Consider the following 14,445-nt stretch of genomic DNA (forward strand, 5'->3'; position numbering starts at 1 on the left):
GCCCTGCCTCGTCACGGCTGCTCTGATGGGTAGCCGTGACGGCAGTGAGTACGACCCGAGCGGTCGAAGCGGTGTTCAGGATCGAGTCCGCACGGATCATCGCGGGCGTCGCCCGGATCGTGCGCGACGTGGGCATCGCCGAGGAGATCACCCAGGACGCGCTGGTCGCGGCGCTGGAGCAGTGGCCGGATTCCGGCGTGCCCGACAAACCGGGGGCCTGGCTCATGGCCACCGCCAAGCACCGGGCCATCGACCTCGTCCGCCGCAAGGAGACCTACGCCCGCAAGCTCGCCGAAGTGGGCCGCACCCTGGAGGACGCGGCGCCGCCCGAGGAGGAGGCCGGGCTCGACGATCCCGAATCCATCGACGACGACCTGCTGCGGCTGATCTTCACCGCCTGCCACCCCGTCCTCGCCACCGAGGCCCGGATCGCGCTGACCCTGCGGCTGATGGGCGGCCTGACGACCCAGGAGATCGCCCGCGCCTTCCTCTGTCCGGAACCGACCGTCGCCCAGCGGATCGTCCGCGCGAAGCGGGCGCTCGCGAAGGCGGCGGTGCCCTTCGAGGTCCCGTACGGGGCCGACCGCGAAGAGCGCCTCGCCTCCGTGCTGGAGGTCATCTACCTCGTCTTCAACGAGGGCTACTCGGCGACCGCCGGGGACGATCTCGTCCGCCCCGCCCTGTGCGAGGACGCCCTGCGCCTCGCCCGGGTCCTGGCCGGCCTGATGCCCAAGGAGCCCGAGGTGCACGGCCTGGCGGCGCTGCTGGAGTTCCAGGCCTCGCGCATCGCCACCCGCACCGGCCCGGACGGGGAGCAGGTGCTGCTCGCCGACCAGAACCGGTCCAAGTGGAACCGGCTGCTGATCCGGCGCGGGGTCGAGGCCCTGCAGCGGGCGGGCACCGGCCCCTACTCCCTCCAGGCCGCCATCGCCGGCTGTCACGCCGACGCCGTCCGCTACGAGGACACCGACTGGCCCACGATCGCCGCCCTCTACGGACGGCTGGTCCTGCTGATCCCGTCACCGGTGATCGAGCTCAACCGGGCCGTCGCCGTCTCGATGGCCGAGGGCCCGGCGGCGGCGCTCCCCCTGGTCGACGCCCTGACCGCGGAACCGGCCCTGCGCTCCTACCATTTGCTGCCCAGCGTACGGGGAGACCTGCTGGAGCGGCTCGGCCGCCCGGCGGAGGCCCGCGCGGAGTTCGAACGAGCCGCCTCGCTCACCCGCAACGCCCGCGAGCAGGCCCTGCTGCGCGGCCGCGCGGCCCGTCTCTGAGCCATGCCGACGGGCGGCGCTGCGGGCCGGCCGCGCCCCGATCAGCCGCGGCGGACGGACCCCGCCGCGTCGAGCGGGGTCTGCGCGGGCCGGCGCGGCGGGGTCAGCGCGATGGGGCGGCGCAGCGATCCGTGACGGGCGATCTCCATGACCGTCTCGCGCAGGGCCTGGAGGAAACCGTCCATGGTGCGCCGGGCGGCCGGAGTGTCCGAGTAGATCGAGTTCATGTGCAGCCCGTCCGTGTCCCGCTGGAACCAGGAGCAGGCGCCGTTGGCCTGGGCCGACCACACGTGGGAGGTGGGCCGCCAGTCCTCGTGGCGCTCGGCGCCCGGGCACTTGCGCATGTCGATGTACGAGAAGAAGTTCACCGGGTACGGCCAGGAGCGGGCGGCGAACTCGCGGGGTGCGAGCAGCTCCCAGGCACGGACGAACGGGACGTCGATGTGGCCGATCATCTCGTTGAAGCCGGCCCGCACCGAGGTCATCACCTGCTCGAAGTCCCGGCCGGGCGAGGCGTCGAACTCGATGGGCATCGTGTTGACGAACCAGCCCACCGAATTGCCCCACCCAGCCCGGCCGCGCTCGCTCACCGGCATGAACCCCCGGTAGACCCCCGGCCCGCCCGCCTCGCGCAGACAGACCGCGACGGCGGCGAGGACGCCCATGAACGGCTTGCCGCCCACCTCCAGGCAGGCCTTCTCGAAGACCTCGGCCTCGGCGGCGTCCAGCAGCGGGGAGGCCTCGTTCACGATCGAGTACATCCGGCCGGGCTCCACCCCCAGTTCGAGGGGGAAGCGCGGGAAGAACTCGCCGCCGCCGCTCGCCATGAACTCCTTCCAGTAGCCGAGCCGTTCGTCGTCGGCGTCGATGCCGAGGTACCGGCTGCGCTGCTCCTCGGCGAAGTCGAGATAGCTCGGCGCGGGAGTCTCGTCGGGCAACTCGCCCCGCAGCAGGGCCTCGTATCCCTGCTCGACCTCCTGGGCCACGATCGGCATCGACATTCCGTCGCAGACGATGTGGTCGAAGGCCAGGTAGACGGTCGCCGATTCCTCGCGCAGGACGGCGCCCATCGTGAACAGCGGCCAGGACAGCGTGTCGATGCTCCGCTTGAACCGCTCCACGAGGAAGCCCGTCAGCTCCTCGGTGCGGTCGAACTCGGCGACCGGGACGGTGTCCAGGGCCAGTTCGGCGGCGGGGATCGGCGCGCACGCCAACTCCCCGGCCAGGCGCCGGAACTCGCAGCGCAGCACCTCGTGACGGCGTACGAACGCCAGCAGGGAACCGGTCAGCGCGTCCTCGTCCAGCGGGCCCGCGACCTCGAAGGTGACGGCGATCCACGACGCGGTCGGATCGTCGGCCGCGCGGCTCTCCTCGGCGACGGTGAAGTGCTTGTCCTGGTTGAAGGAGGCCCTCCTGTCCGCAGCGCCGTCGGCGCCGTCCGGGCCGGGGGACTGTGCCCCGGCCGTGGACCGCAACCGCCACTCGACGACCCGGCCGGGTGCCATGTGGTGCATCTCCAGAGGAAACTGCCGCATTCCGTCATCCCTTCGACCCCCGAGTCAACCCCGAGCGCCTAACGACACCCGGGCCACGGAAGTGACGCGCGCCGGGAGGATCGCCGGGAGCGCGCGCGGGGGGTGCCCGGGCCGACGGGGGGTCAGCCCGCGGGCCTCGCCGGTACGGAGTCGCCCTCCGGCGGCGTGGCGGCCGCGTTGTCCGGGCGCAGTTCGATGTGGTCCGCCGCCAGGTCCACCGCCACCCGGTGCTCCATGCCCAGGGCCTCCAGGAACTTCTGCGGGAGCTGAACGCGCCCCGTGCGGTCGAGCATCACGTACTCGCGCTCGCTCACCGACTCGGCCCCGTGCTCGTCGGTGACCGTACGGCGCAGCACCTCGCTGCTGGTGCGGCCGTCGCGCATCGCCACCGTGCGCCGGACCTCGCCCGCGACCAGCGGGTCGTGGGTCACGATGACCACCGTCGCGCCCAGTTCCCGGTTGACGGTGCGGAAGGCCTCGAAGATCGCCCCGCCCGTCTCGGAGTCCAGCTCGCCCGTCGGCTCGTCGGCCAGCAGCACCGCGGGATCGTTCGCCATCGCCACCGCGATGGCCACGCGCTGCTGCTGGCCGCCGGAGAGCTCGGCGGGGCGGCGGTCCGCCAGATCGCCGATCTCCAGGGCTTCGAGGAGTTCGCCGGTCCGGACCGCGTGGCGTTTGGCGGCCGCCCGCCGCCCGCCCTTCAGCTGCATCGGCAGGGCGATGTTCTGCGCCGTGGTCAGGAAGGGCAGCAGATTGCGGGCCGTCTGCTGCCAGACGAAGCCGACCGCCTCGCGCCGGTAGCGCAGCCGGTCGCGCGCCGACATCTCCAGCAGGTCGTAGCCGCCGACGCTCGCGGTGCCGGCCGTGGGCACGTCCAGTCCCGCGAGGATGTTCAGCAGTGTGGACTTCCCGCTGCCGGACGCGCCGACCAGGGCCATCAGATCGCCCTGCGCCACGGTCAGTTCCAGCCCCTGCAGGGCCTGTACCTCGACCCCGTCCGTACTGAAGATCCGGACCAGGCGGTCGCAGGCGATGGCCGTGTCCGCGCCGTGCCGGCGGGGCTCGGCGGCCGCCAGGGCCTGCTGCCGCAGCTCCTCGTAGGTGGGCTGATCGCTGTTCACCGCTGGTCTCCCGCTCTCAACTCGGTCGTGATCTGTCGCCTGCCGGAGATCGCCGCCTCCGCGAGCACGGCCCCCGCGACGAGGGCGGCCAGGCCCAGGGCCTGGGTCAGTACGGGTCCGACGAGGACCGGCAGACCGGCCGGCACCCGGGTGCCGACCAGCGTGGACAGGTCCACGGCCGGGCCCAGCAGCGCGACGGCGCCCACCGCGAGCAGTGCGCCGCCGATCGAGGCGGCCAGGGCCAGGGGCACCGACTCCACCAGGATCAGCAGGACCCCCTGCCGGGGCCGCAGGCCCATCGTGCGCAGCCGCGCGAGCAGCGCCGCCCGGTCGGGGGCGGCCCGGACCAGGGTCAGCAGCACCGCCAGCAGCGCGAAGCCCGCGGCTCCGGCCAGCGAGGCCCAGAACAGCCGCTCGGCGGAACGCTGGAGCGGGTCGGAGCCCAGCTCGGCGGCCAGGGCGAGGCTGGTGCGGACACGGTAGCGCTCCGCACCGGCCGCCGGGTCCACCGTGCGGACCAGCTGCTCCAGCCGGTGCTGGTCGACCGGGCCGAGCGCGAACCAGCCGTCGGGCAGACCCATCTGCGGTACGGCGGCCAGCACTTGGGGCGCGGGCAGGACCACGGTGGTGGACTTGGCGCCGGCCCGGGCGGGAGTGCCGTCGATCACTCCGACGGTCTTGAGCTTCAGCTCCCCGCCGTTCTCGAGCCGCAGCCGGTAGCCGGAGGTGTCGCCGTCGGCGAGGTCCCGGCTGATCAGAGCGGGCACGGTCGCGCCCGAGGTGCCGGCGGCGCCGGCCGCCAGGAGTGCCGGATCGAACCGGCCGCTCCCGGCCGCCGCCGAGAGTTTCGCGTACTCCACCGGGTCCGCGACGACCACGGAGATCTGCGCTCTGTCCGTCTTGGTGCCGTAGAGGTACACGTTGTCGTCCGTCCACACCTTCACGGAGGACCGGACGCCGGGGAGCGCGGCCGCCGCCGACGTCAGGGCGTCCGGGAGCGTGTCGGACGGCGCCGTCAGCTGCGCGTCGCCGCCGACGGCCGCACGGGCCGCCGTGAAGCGGGCGTCCGACATCGCGGTCAGAACCGTGGCACCGAAGCCTCCCGTGGTGACGGCCAGCAGCATCGCGATCAGCGGCAGTACGGACGGACGCGCCCGGCCCCCGGTGCCCCGCGTGGCGCGCGCCAGCCCGAGGAAGCCGATCAGCCCCGGGCCCCGCCCGGCCGCCCGGGCCAGGAGTCCGACCAGGGCGGGCTGGATCCGGGCCAGCAGCAGGCCGCCGCAGAGCGCGAGCAGCAGCGGGGCGGCGATGAGCAGCGGGTCCACGCCGGCGCCCGCCGGGGCGACCCCGCGCGAGCGGACCTCGAACACGGCGGCCGCGGTGGCCGCCAGGGCGAGCAGTTCGGCGACCAGCCGCCGCCGGGGGCCCGGCCGGCGCTGCGGCGACAGCAGCACGAAGGCCCGTACGGGCACGGCCAGCAGCGCCAGGAGCGTGGCGGCCGAAGCGGCCAGCAGCGTGGCCTGCGAACGGGGCGTGGGCAGCAGGAGCACGGCGAGCGCCGTCGCGATCGCGGCGGCCGGCAGGACGGTGACGGCGTTCTCCGCGAGCAGCCGGCGCACGATGCCCGCGCGGGAACCGCCGCGGGCCAGCAGGAGCCGCAGTTCGGACTCCCGGCGGTCCCCGGTGAGCCCGGCCGCCAGGCAGAACACCACGAACGCCACTCCCGCCACCCCGGCCGGGCCCATCATCGCGAGCGGCGCGGCGGCCTGGCGCCGGGCCTCGGCGAGGGTGAACTGCTCGGGGAGGCGGGAGGTGAACCGCAGGTCCTGCCGGTGGGTCTCCTGGGTCAGGCGCGCGGCGGTCGGGCCGCTCACGTAGGAGGCCACGGACTTGGCGGTGGCGGTGAGCCGGTCGGCCCGCAGGGTCCCGGTGGCCACCGGGATCCGCCAGAAGTCCTTGCTGTCCGTCTCGCCCCACTTGGGGAGCCGGCCGAGTGCCTCCGCGCCGACGAGGGCGTCGGTGCTCCAGAACGCCGCCGGTGGCTGGGTCGTCGTCATGGTGAGGCATGCGCGCAGGAGGCAGGTGAGGTCGGTCCAGTAGTCCTCGCCGTCGTCGTTCGCGGCGTACAGCCCGACGACCTCGGCCTTCTCCGTGGTCAGGTCCTGACCGGTGGCGGTCTCCAGCACCATGCCGATCCGGACGCCGAGGGTCTTCGCCGCGCTCTGCGACAGCGCGACGGGTACGGGACTGCCGGGCGCGGGCCCGGGCGCGCCCGGCCAGTGTCCTTCCACCAGGCGGACGTGCTCGGAGCCCGTGCGCAGGTGGTAGAGGCCCAGCTGGGGCGGGACCCCGTCGGGGGCGGCCAGGCCGGGGGTGGCCAGCGTCCGGGCCCCCGCGGAGGACCCGTGGACGGGGCCGGCGGGGGCGACGGCGAACCCCGGGGCGGTACGGGAGACCAGGGTCGCCAGCACTTCGTCGAGGTTCTGCGCGCTCTGCTCCCCGTAGCGCGGGCGCGCGGTGACGTTCAGGCTGGTCTGGCTCGGCCCGCGCGACTCCAGGAAGGAGCGCAGCGCCTGGTCGGTGCCCCGGTCCATGGCACGCGGCAGGGCCGCTGCGAGCAGGACGGCGACGAAAGCCAGGGCAGCGCCGAGCAGGGCGCTCAGCGGGGTGGCGCGCAGCCGGGTCCGCACCCAGGGCGCGGGCGGGGGCACGGCGCGCGGGGCGTCGGCCCGCGGGGTCCGCGGGCCGGTCCCGTCGGGGGCGCGCCGGTCGGCGTCGGTCGCGGCCGGCCCGGTCATATGTCCTCCACGTGCCGCAGCCGGTCGGCCGGCTTCGAGCGGTTCTGATGGCGCCGCCCGCCGAAGACCGCGGACAGCAGCGGTACGGCGGCGATGGCGGCGGCGAGCAGCAGGGTCCGGGCCGCGGGCAGGTCCACCAGCACCGCGGGCTCCGGGCGGCCGGCGGCCGGGGTCAGCACGGTCAGAGGTACGACGAGGTGGACGATGACCACGCCCAGCCCCACCCCGACCGCGGTGCCGAGGCCCACCAGCAGGCAGCTCTCGGCGGTGGCCGTCCGGGCCAGGTCCCGGCGTCGGGCGCCCAGCGCCATCAGCACCGAGAACTCCCGGGAGCGCTCCCGGGCGGCGGCCGCGGCGGAGGCGGCGAAGCCGATGGCGGCGAGCACCGCACAGGCCACCGCCAGCGCGGCCAGCGCCCCTTGCGGGCCCGCGCTGAGCGGATCGTCCAGCAGGGCCGAGGCCACCTCCTCGCGCACCCGCACCTGCTGGGAGCCGGCGCCGGAGCGCAACTGCGCGGCGGCCCGGGCCGGCGTGCGGTCGTCGGCGGAGGCGGCCGGCAGCCACCATTCGCCGGGCGTCGGCAGCTCCCGGCCGCCCGCCGCGAGCAGCCGGGCCGCGGTGTCCAGGTCGACGGCGATCGCGGTGTCGCCGGCCACGGGCAGGGCGCCGATCGCGGCGGTGATCCGGACCGGGAGGGTGACGTCGTCCAGTGTGACCGGCACCAGATCGCCGACGGCCGCGCCGATCGCGGACAGGTACGCCCGGGTGGCGATCCCCGGGACCTCGGCGGCCGCGGCGGGACCCGGCGTCAGGCCGGCCTGGACGCCGCCGCGTTCGCCGGAACCGTCCCGGTAGCGCAGCTCGACCAGGGCCTGGCCGCCCGGCGCGGACGCGGAGCCGGGCAGCAGTTCCGCGGCGGGGCTGCCGTCGTTGAGCTTCGGGGCCGACAGCTTCCAGTCGGGTGCGGGCGCCGGGACGGGCGTCGCCGCACCGTCCCGGGTCTGCGCCACCGCGAGGCCGCGTACGGTCAGCTCGTCGAAGATCTTGACCGTTTCACCGGGCTTCCCCGAAGCGGGGTCGACCGGGGCGGCGTCCGGATCGGTACCGGGGAGCGGTCCCTCCCGGTCGTACGAGAACACGAGCCCGGCCAGGCTGAGCGGGGTGGCGGCCGATCCGACGGGGGCGCCGAGCATCGTGCCGAGGTGCACCGACACGGTGGCGTCACCGCTCTCCGGGAGCTGCACCATCGCGGCCCGGTAGGTGATGCCGAAGCGGTCGCGCAGCAGCAGCCCGAGGCCGGGGCGGCCGCCCGCACCGGTGGAGCGTACGGAGACCGAGAGGTCGATGCGCTGGGGCTGACCGGGGAGGGGGATACCGGGCGCGGAGGTGGAGGTGGAGGCGGAGGCCGGGGCCAGCGGGGTGAACAGCTCGCGCATGCTGCGCCCGTCGCGCAGGTCGGCCCGCAGGGCGAGCCGGTCGGCGGCGGCCGCCGCGTCCAGGGCCATCACCTGGCCGGTGCGCCCGCCGGGCAGGTCCTGCCGGGCACGGAGCACCGGCAGGATGCGCTCCCCGCCGGGCAGCGCCGCGTACCGGCCGCCCCGGCCCAGCGAGGGCACGTCGCTCCCGGAGATGAGCAGGCCCCCGGCGGTGGTGAAATCGGCCTGGTCGCGCTGGGACGCGGACCAGGCGGTGTGCTGGCCCAGCGCGAGGACCCCGCTGGAGACGGCGAGGACGAGCAGCAGCACCGGCCCGGTGGCCCGTCCGGGCCGGCGCGCCAACTGCCAGCCGACGAGCGCCGGACCCAGCCCCCGGCCCCGGGCGGCGATCCGCGCGCCGAGCCGCGCCCCGAAGGGCAGCAGCCGCAGCACGAGCAGGGTGCCCGCGCACAGCGCCAGCGTCGGGGCGGCGACCAGGACCGGGTCCACGCCGAACAGTCCGCCGCTCTGCGCGGCCGGGCCGGAGCCGCCCGCGCCGTAGCGGGAGAGCTGCTCGTAGGCGAGTACGGCCAGGGCCACCAGCGCCAGATCCGCGCCGGAGCGTGCGGCGCCGGCGACGAGCGCCTGGCGCCGGCCGGTCCGGTGCAGGGCGGCCGATGCGACGCCCCGCAGGACGACGGGGAGGGTGGTCAGCACCACGCAGCCGAGGGCGCAGGCCGCGGCGACGGGCCAGAGCAGCCAGCTCCGGGTGACCGTGAAGGGGACGTGCGCCAGGGAGCCGTAGCCGCCGAGGAGGCGTAGCAGCGGCGGGGTCAGCAGGGGTGCGAGGAGGGCCGCGGGCAGCGCCAGCAGCAGCGCCTGGACCGCGGTGAGGACACCGAGCCGGCCGCGGGAGGCACCGCGCGCGGCGAGCAGGGAGCGCTCCCCGTCCTGGCGCTCGGTCAGCAGGTGCGAGACGAGCAGCAGCGCGGCCCCGGCGAGCACGGCCAGTTGCAGGGCCCCGACCAGCAGGGTGGAGCGGGCGACGGTCAGGCCCGACCGCAACTCCCCGAGCAGCGCCGCAAGCTCGGTCGCCGGGGCGAGCCCGGTCTTGCCCTGGAGTTCCTTCAGGGCCGCGGCGGCGCGGCCGTGGACGGCCTCGGCCCCGGCCGCGTCCACGGTGGAGAAGTCGGCGGTGAGGAGCACGGCGCGGCTGTCCTGGACCAGTCCGCCCGAGGTGAAGGCGGAGTCGTCCACCAGCAGCGGCCCGTAGGTGGCGAATCCGGCGACCTGCAGACCGCGCGCACCGAGCGGATCGAGCCGCCAGTACGGGGCGTTCGGTTCGGCCGCCCGGTAGACGCCGGTCACCAGCACCGTCAGCGGGGAGTCACCGTAGCGGTCGTCGAGCCGCACCCGCGCGGGGAGCGCTCCCTCGGCCAGCCCGAGCCGGTCCAGCGCCGCCTTCGGCACGGCCACGGGAACCGGGGCTCCCCGATCGGAGACCGGTCCCGCGACGGGCTGCGGCCAGGTTCCCGACAGGAGCCGTACGCGGTCCTTGGCGAAGGCCGCCAGCAGGGTCAGGTCGGCGTCCTTGCCGGGGGTGTGCGGTCCCGGCAGCCCGTACGAACGGCTGCGCGCCACGCTCTCGGTGGCGGTCGGGAGGGGGCCGAACAGCCCGCGCGCGAAGCCCCGTACCGCCTCGTCGTCCTTGGCACGGTCGGCCGTCGGGTGGGAACCGGTGACCAGTACGGTGCCGCGGGCGAGACCGGGCCCCGCGAGGGCCTGGCGCAGTCCGGCGTCGCCCACTCCGCGGGTGAAGGCGAAGAGCGCGGTGAGCACGGTCGTGGTGATCAAAACGGTCAGCAGTACGGCGGCTGCGAGCGGCAGTCGCCCGCGCAGCCGGCGCACGACGAAGCCGAGCATGTGCCTGTTCCTCCCCCGCACCGGACTGGTGACCCCGGATAACGGACGATGCTGCCAGATTCGAACAGATAGCGGAAGGGACTTGCGTGAGTGGTGCAACGGATGAACAAATCGTCCGGGCGGGACCGCAAGAGCGCCGTTTCGGCCTCCATCCGCTCATCCGCTCAGCCGCTTGGAGGGGGAGCCGCACTATGACGCAGGACCAGGAACGGCGACAGGAACCACGACCGGAGCCGGGACAGGAGCCGCTGGACGGCACGGGGAAGGACCCACTCGACGGACCGGGGCAGGACCCACTGGACGGAACGGGGCAGGACGCCGGGGCGCCGCCGATGGTGGTGGTCGACGACGTACGCCGCAGTTTCGGGACGGGCGGGCAGGCGGTGCACGCCCTGCGCGGAGTGTCCTTCGAGGTCCGCCGCGGCGAACTCACCGCGCTCAAGGGGAGGTCCGGCTCCGGCAAGACCACCCTGCTGAACCTGGTCGGCGGCCTCGACACCCCGACCGGCGGCAGCGTCGCCCTTGACGGCACCGATCTGGCCGGCCTCGACGAGGACGGCCGCCTGGCGCTGCGCCGCGACCGGATCGGTTTCGTGTTCCAGTCCTTCGGCCTGATCCCCGCCCTGACCGCCGCCGAGAACGTCGGGGTCCCGATGCGGCTGCGCAAGGTACCGGCCAAGCAGCGCGAGGAACGGGCCCGCACCCTGCTCGCCCTCGTCGGCCTCTCCGAGCAGAGCGAGCAGCGCCCCGGCGAACTCTCCGGCGGCCAGCAGCAGCGGGTCGCCGTCGCGCGGGCCCTCGCCAACGAGCCCGATCTGATCATCGCCGACGAGCCGACCGGCCAGCTCGACTCCGACACGGGCCGGCAGATCATGCGGCTGCTGCGCGCGGTGGTGCGCAGCGAGGGGGTCACGGCGCTGGTGGCCACGCACGACCCGGCGCTGATGGAACTGGCCGACCGGGTAGTGGAGTTGCGTGACGGGCGCATCGTGGACGCTTCGCCGTCCGGGGACGAGGACCAGGACGAGGACCAGGACGAGGACCAGGACCAGGACCAGGACCAGCAGGGCTGAGCGCCCTGCGGGGCCGGACTCCTACTCGGTGTGCAGGGCCGCGGCGATGGTCATCCGGGCCGCCGAGCGGGCCGGTATCAGCGCGCCCAGGACCGCGATCGCGACCCCCGCGCACAGCATTGCGGCGAGCTGCGGCGCGTGCCAGACGTCCTTCATCGACTCAGGGAAGGCGACGATGCCCACGTTGTCCACGACGAGCCGGTGCGCGGCGATCCCGAAGGGGATCCCGAGCAGACCGCCGGCCAGGCCGAGTCCGGTCACCGAGGTCACGGTCATCACGACCACCTGGCGCGGGGTCATGCCGATCGACTTGAGCATGCCCAGGTCGCGGCGCCGGTCGCGGGTGTTCAGCAGCACGGTGTTGAAGACGCCGAGCGAGGCGACGAGGGTCAGCATGACCGAGAACACCGAGGAGAAGCCGACGACGGTGGTGGTGGCGGCGTTGACCGAACCCCGTACCTCGGAGTCCAGTCCGGGGTCGGCGGCGTCGACGGCGTCCGCGTAGGCGCGGGCGTCCGCCCCCGGGGCGAGCCGGACGGTGTAGTCGACCGCACGGCTGCCCGGGGCGAGTCGGTCGAGCGTCTCCCACGTGGATTCCAGGGAGCGCGCGTCGATGTCGATGAGCTGACCGACGATGGTCGCCGTCGTCCGCCTCCCGTTGGCCTCCAGGGTGACCCGGTCGCCGACCGCCAGCCCGCGTTCCATGAGGAAGGAGGGGCCTGCCGCCATCTCGCCGGGTCCACTGGGCGGCCGGCCCTCCACGAAGGCCGCGGCCGGGGAAGCGCTCCCCCGGTAGAAGTTCCCGAACGCGGGCTGCGCGTATCCGACCAGCCCGACCTGCGTCAGGCCGCGGGCCTGCACCTCCCGCGCACCCAGCGACCGCAGCCGCTCCTCGATCTGTGCGTCGCTCAGCAGCGGTTCGGCCAGATCGTTGCCGTGGCCGCCCACCTGGACGTCGACCACCGGTCCGCCGGGGCCGCGCCCGGTCTGTGCGTACGCGACCATCGTGCTGGTCAGACCGGTCGCCAGGGTCACCGTGGTGACACCGAGGACGATGGCCGCCATGGTCATGAAGGCGCGGCCCGGACGGGCGAACGGATGACCGAGGCCCAGGCTGACGGAGCGCGGCAGCCGCGAGGAGGCGAGCACGCGCTGCACGCGCAGCCCGCGCCCGGTGCGGGGCGCGCCGCCCGCGCTGATGGCCCGCGCGGCCGGCAGCCGGTGCGCGCGCAGGGCCGGTACGAGCGCGGTCAGCAGCACCAGGGCCGGCATCCCGGCCAGGCAGGCGATGCTGAGCCAGGGGGATACGGTGCCCACGCCCGCCATCCCGATCTCGATCCCGGAGAACGCGATCTGCAGGAGGGGCCCGGCCAGCGCGTTGCCGAGCAGGGTGCCCAGGACGCAGCCGGCCACGGCGGGGACCGAGACCATCGTCAGGTAGACGGCCACGACCTGGTTCGGGGTGAAGCCGATGGCCTTGAGCACGCCGATGTGCCGGCTCGCGGAGACGACGGCGCCGCTGACCACGTTCGCGACGATCAGGGCGGAGACGAGCAGGCCGAGGACACCGAAGAGGGCGATGAAGGGCAGATAGGCATCCGCGCGGGCGGAGAAGGCGCTCTTGAGGGTGAGGTAGGTCTGCGCGGCCATCACCGAGTCCGCGGGAAGGCCGTCCGCGGCACGGGCGAGCGAGTCCCGCAGCTGCGCGCCGGTGGCCGAGTCGGTGAAGCGGTAGAGCATCTGCGTGGACGTCGGGTGGAGGGCCCCGGCCTGCTCGGGCGTCACCCAGGCTGCGGCCGACTTGCTCATGCTCGTCGCGAAACCGACGACGGTCAGCGTCGGGAGCCCGGGCACTTCCAGCCTCGTACCGAGCAGCTGGGTGTCCGGGGTGCCGTTGGTGGTCCAGTTGACGACGATCTCGCCGGGCGCCTCGGCCCAGCGCCCCAGCCGCATCCGGACGCGGTCCACCGGGCCGCCCGGATCGGCGCGCCCCACCACGGTGAGGGGGCCCGGCGGACTTCCGATCCAGTCCGTGGGCACATCGATGACGGCCTGCGGGAACGGTCCCGCGGCGGCAGCCACTCCCGGGCGGTGCGCCGTCCGCGCGAGCTGAGCGGCGGACACCTTCGCCGGGTCGTACGTGGCCACGGTGTGCGCCCCGCGCTGCGCGGAGTACGCCTTGTCGAAGGGGCCCGAGGCGGCGGAGAGCAGGCCGAGGGCGAGGAGGACGGTGGTGGTGGAGCAGAGGACGACGAGGCCGATGACGAAGGTCTGGACCCTGCGGCGCTTCACGGCGCCCCGGGAGGCCCGCCACACGGCGCTCACGCGGAACGCTCCAGGGACTCGCCGTTCACGGTGGTCTCGCCGTCCAGGGCGCGTTCGCGGGCCACACGGCCGTCGGCCATCTCCACCAGACGGCCGGCGCAGCGGGTCGCCAGATGCGGATCGTGGGTGACGATCAGCAGGGTCTGGCCTATCTGGTTGAGGTCGATCAGCAGGTCCATCACCTGCTCGCCGGAACGGCTGTCGAGGGCGCCGGTCGGCTCGTCGGCCAGCAGCAGGGCCGGACGGTTCATCAGTGCACGCGCCACGCCCACGCGTTGGCGTTCGCCTCCGCTGAGCGTCGCGGGGTAGTTGTTGCGCCGGTCGGCGACCCCGAGCTCGTCGAGGAGTTCGAGGGCGCGGCGGCGGGCCTGGCGGGCGGAGGTGCCGGTGAGCTGGGCGGCCAGCGCGACGTTGTCGAGCGCCGGCAGGTCGTCGATGAGGTTGAAGAACTGGAAGATCATGCCGACGTCGCGGCGGCGGTAGAGGGCCAGGCCCGTCTCGGTGAGGCTGCCGAGATCCTGGCCGTGCACGCTGATCGTTCCGGCGGACGGCCGGTCCAGGCCCGCCACCATGTTGAGGAGGGTGGACTTCCCGCAGCCGGACGGGCCCATCACGGCGACGGCTTCGCCCCGGCGGATCTCCAGGGAGAGGGCGTCGAGGGCCAAGGTGTCGCCGTACTCCTTCGATACGCGGTCCAGTTGGACGACGACCTGGTCGGCACTGTCGTGATGAGGTGTCATGGCACGAACCTAGAAGGCCCGTCGGACGTGCCGCGTCGCCCCCCGGATGTAAGGGGGAGCCCAGGTCATCCTGGGGATGTACGCGGGAAGGGCACCGTGAGAGTGATGTGGACTACGTGGGGTGCCTGCGAAGGTCGGGGTGGAAGAAACTTGGAACGTGGATCATGAGGATCACGGAGATCAGGGAGATCACGGAGATCAGGGAGATCACGGAGATCACGGAGATCGCTGAGATCACGGA

The 14,445-nt window shown here is 74.4% G+C and carries 8 protein-coding genes; 2 read left to right on the top strand and 6 right to left on the bottom strand.

Annotation, left to right across the window (positions count from 1 at the left end):
* Positions 1-44: 44 nt before the first annotated feature.
* The gene (locus tag ACWCP2_RS17240; RefSeq protein WP_450909413.1) at positions 45-1,274 is read left to right on the top strand and encodes an RNA polymerase sigma factor; all 1,230 of its coding nucleotides are present in this window, start codon (positions 45-47) and stop codon (positions 1,272-1,274) included.
* Between the two features lie 41 nt (positions 1,275-1,315).
* On the opposite strand, the gene ACWCP2_RS17245 is transcribed toward ACWCP2_RS17240, so the two are convergent.
* From ACWCP2_RS17245 to ACWCP2_RS17260, 4 genes are all read right to left on the bottom strand, one after another.
* Positions 1,316-2,809, bottom strand: coding sequence for a condensation domain-containing protein (locus ACWCP2_RS17245; protein WP_450909414.1), 1,494 nt, complete (start codon positions 2,807-2,809; stop codon positions 1,316-1,318).
* Positions 2,810-2,931: 122 nt separating this feature from the next.
* The gene (locus ACWCP2_RS17250) at positions 2,932-3,930 is read right to left on the bottom strand and encodes an ABC transporter ATP-binding protein (protein WP_450909415.1); all 999 of its coding nucleotides are present in this window, start codon (positions 3,928-3,930) and stop codon (positions 2,932-2,934) included.
* The gene (locus ACWCP2_RS17255; RefSeq protein ID WP_450909416.1) at positions 3,927-6,728 is read right to left on the bottom strand and encodes a hypothetical protein; all 2,802 of its coding nucleotides are present in this window, start codon (positions 6,726-6,728) and stop codon (positions 3,927-3,929) included. Before ACWCP2_RS17255 ends, ACWCP2_RS17250 begins: the two co-directional genes overlap by 4 nt.
* Positions 6,725-10,066 carry an FtsX-like permease family protein gene (locus tag ACWCP2_RS17260; protein ID WP_450909417.1) on the bottom strand — a complete coding sequence of 1,114 codons (3,342 nt, stop codon included), beginning with the start codon at positions 10,064-10,066 and terminating at the stop codon, positions 6,725-6,727. The genes ACWCP2_RS17255 and ACWCP2_RS17260 overlap by 4 nt, the downstream gene beginning before the upstream one ends.
* A 332-nt stretch (positions 10,067-10,398) precedes the next feature.
* Between ACWCP2_RS17260 and ACWCP2_RS17265 the strand changes: the two genes are divergently transcribed.
* A complete protein-coding gene (locus tag ACWCP2_RS17265; RefSeq protein WP_450909443.1) occupies positions 10,399-11,139 on the top strand; it encodes an ABC transporter ATP-binding protein in 741 nt (246 codons plus the stop codon).
* A gap of 21 nt (positions 11,140-11,160) precedes the next feature.
* On the opposite strand, the gene ACWCP2_RS17270 is transcribed toward ACWCP2_RS17265, so the two are convergent.
* Both ACWCP2_RS17270 and ACWCP2_RS17275 read right to left on the bottom strand, forming a co-directional pair.
* On the bottom strand, positions 11,161-13,464 hold the full coding sequence (locus ACWCP2_RS17270) for an ABC transporter permease (RefSeq protein WP_450909418.1): 2,304 nt from the start codon (positions 13,462-13,464) through the stop codon (positions 11,161-11,163).
* Entirely contained in the window at positions 13,461-14,204 is a 744-nt protein-coding gene (locus ACWCP2_RS17275; protein ID WP_450909419.1) for an ABC transporter ATP-binding protein, read from the bottom strand. The genes ACWCP2_RS17270 and ACWCP2_RS17275 overlap by 4 nt, the downstream gene beginning before the upstream one ends.
* Between the last annotated feature and the right edge of the window lie 241 nt (positions 14,205-14,445).

The sequence above is a fragment of the Streptomyces sp. NPDC002104 genome, from assembly GCF_053593795.1.